The following is a 2,576-nucleotide window of genomic DNA, read 5'->3' on the forward strand; positions in this document are numbered from 1 at the left end:
AACGTATAGATTATTTCCATACGCTCTATCTCACATTTCATATTAAATTTTTGAATTCTACAACTTGAAGTTGTCTAATTCTTCTTTTTCTGATTTGAAATACTTCTCTGTGTATTTTTTGCATCTCTTACTAATAACTGAACGTTATCATAAGCTAAGCCAAATTTAAAGAGCTTTTCACCTTGTTTATTATAGAAAGTCGTGACCTTATCCCAACTGCTGCTTACATTTCCATCTCCATAATCTTTATAAAACTCTTCAATTTTTTCATTGGAGAATGCAATGTCTGACAATTTATATTCTCTTTTTGTTAAGAAAAATGAATACACAACTTTACCTTTGTATCTTTCACATTTTCTTGTTAAACCATACAAAGAACAGAATAAAAATATAAAGAAAATAACTGTGATTCCAATGCCAAAAATCATCGTATCTGTACCTGCACAAAATGATATCACTCCAAAATACATCGTACACACCAAAAATAAGACAAACATAACGATATAAAGAATTCTATATCTCTTCTTTAGCGATATTATGTATTTGGGTTCTTCCTCAGTCAATATATTAGATTCCTTTTTCATCTCCATCTATTTTTCTGTCCCCTTCAATAAAATATCTCATCCAAGTCGCGTATAGACACATCGCTTTTCCTATACCACTTTGCAAATTTTCGATATATCCTTGTCGGGGGAATTACCATACTTAGCAGCATCCATACACACATCCAAAAAATTCCTATAGTTGCACCAAAAGCACAGTAAATAAATTCTTTAAAAATAACAAGAAGAACAACTGATGGCACTATAAATCCAGCTAATACACCGATTAATTGAAACCAAAATGTAAATTTGTATGATCTTATAAATTTATTATAATTCTCCTCAAGTAATATTTCTTTTGCAAAATCCTTCATGTCCAAGTTCTGTCGTAGATTTTCTAATGAAGCATTCGCTTGGATTAAGTCTCTTTTCTGCATATTCCTCACTTCTCCTAATTTTTTCTGCCTATAAAAATTATCTTATTACAGTAATTACAATAGAGATTAGAATTGCCACTATAATACTAATTATTGGCCAGTGATTTTTTAATATATTTTTTCCGGTGTAAACTCTTCCGACTTCCATATAACCACTGATGATACCTGTACTATTCATGGCTGAAAGCATATCATCTGTAACACCAGGAATTACTTTTGTTATGGAATTTATTCCATTTCTTCTCATGGCCACTTCCTCGATGCCCAGCATAGCTTGCAAAACCCATTCCTCAAATTCTGTTCGCTCTCTGTTGCAAAAATTAATGTATCTGGTCATTATCCCGACCTGAATTCTTCCAATAAAAAACATGATAAATCCAACGACAAATGCTGCAGCCGGAACGATAAATTGAAAGACTCTAGGAAAATCGCAAAGTATAAGAACAAACAAAGGAATCGCTCCAAACAATAAATCTATCCCCCAAAATGACAAATAGAATCCTTTGCGAAGTTTTTTAGTCACGTCTTCCGGTGAGTAAACAATCGTGTTTTTATCGGCTTTGTTCATAGTTCGAACCATTAACCATGTTGGAATTCCGATAAGAACCGATACTATAAGTAGTGGAATTATTATATCCACACAACAATCTCCTCCTCAAATTTCAATTTTCTTGATTCTGTAAACTGGAAGTTATAGCCTGTCAGAGTAATATATCATACCAGATTGTCATTCTAATAGAAATCCATCTTATTACAAAGCATAAAATTTTTCTTTTCTCTAGAAAGTTTTTTCCCAGTCCTCATCTGTATATGAAACTTCTTCATTCATTAGATTTCCGCCAACTACTAATTTCCCTGTATCGACATTATAAATATTTAGATAAATTGAATAATCAGGATTGCCATCTAATATCTGATACATGGCACAATATATAGCTGTTTTTCCAACGCATGAAAAAGCTTTTTTAAATGAAAGCTCTTGATCATAGTACATATTAATAGTGTTATATGAATCATTACAACACATATCATACTTCTGATTGATACCTGTTAATACTGCCTTTTGATCATCTATATGTTTTTCAACATATCCTTTCCAATACTCAATTTCTTCCTGAGTAGCAACCATATTAACTTGTCCGTCAATACATTCGATTTTCTGATAATTTCCGTCACTGTTTTCTTTAAGATAGTCAACTAGTGCTTCTTCATCATACCCAGACAATCCTTCAAACTGTTCTGGAAAAACAATTTCTATTGTATCTTCTAAAACTGTAGGGTTCTTTATTACACTACTTTCCTTTTCGTTTACAGATTCCGTCACAGTGTCTATTTCTTTACTACACGCCGTCAAGAATGTGCATACTAACACAACAACTAGTACAGTAAGAGTGCGTTTTTTCATGATTTTTCCTCCGTTTTTTGCTATTCTCTGTATTCAAACAACATATCATAATCCTTAATTATGATTTTGTGCTGTTCCTCATCAGTTAAGTAATTCTCATTATTCTCTTTTGCAACTCCCGATTTGTTACTCACATGATATCATATTTTTTCTTCAATTACATCCACCTAATTTTAATACACTGCCTGTCGA

General features: G+C 32.1%; 4 protein-coding genes. All 4 read right to left on the minus strand.

The genetic code is table 11. The features are described from left to right. Positions 1–74: 74 nt before the first annotated feature. The 4 genes from DXA18_RS15330 to DXA18_RS15345 all read right to left on the minus strand — a co-directional run bounded on the left by DXA18_RS15330 (position 75) and on the right by DXA18_RS15345 (position 2,384). Entirely contained in the window at positions 75–590 is a 516-nt protein-coding gene (locus DXA18_RS15330; RefSeq protein ID WP_117494388.1) for a hypothetical protein, read from the minus strand. Positions 591–607: 17 nt separating this feature from the next. Then, the gene (locus DXA18_RS15335) at positions 608–979 is read right to left on the minus strand and encodes a hypothetical protein (RefSeq protein WP_005335762.1); all 372 of its coding nucleotides are present in this window, start codon (positions 977–979) and stop codon (positions 608–610) included. 37 nt (positions 980–1,016) lie between these two features. Next, positions 1,017–1,619 carry a hypothetical protein gene (locus DXA18_RS15340; RefSeq protein ID WP_118384581.1) on the minus strand — a complete coding sequence of 201 codons (603 nt, stop codon included), beginning with the start codon at positions 1,617–1,619 and terminating at the stop codon, positions 1,017–1,019. 138 nt (positions 1,620–1,757) lie between these two features. After that, positions 1,758–2,384 (minus strand): hypothetical protein, encoded by a 627-nt coding sequence (locus tag DXA18_RS15345; RefSeq protein ID WP_015515219.1) that lies wholly within the window; start codon positions 2,382–2,384, stop codon positions 1,758–1,760. Positions 2,385–2,576 lie beyond the last annotated feature (192 nt).

The organism is Dorea sp. AM58-8 (assembly GCF_003464045.1).
GTDB classification, from domain to species: Bacteria; Bacillota; Clostridia; order Lachnospirales; family Lachnospiraceae; genus Claveliimonas; species Claveliimonas ammoniilytica.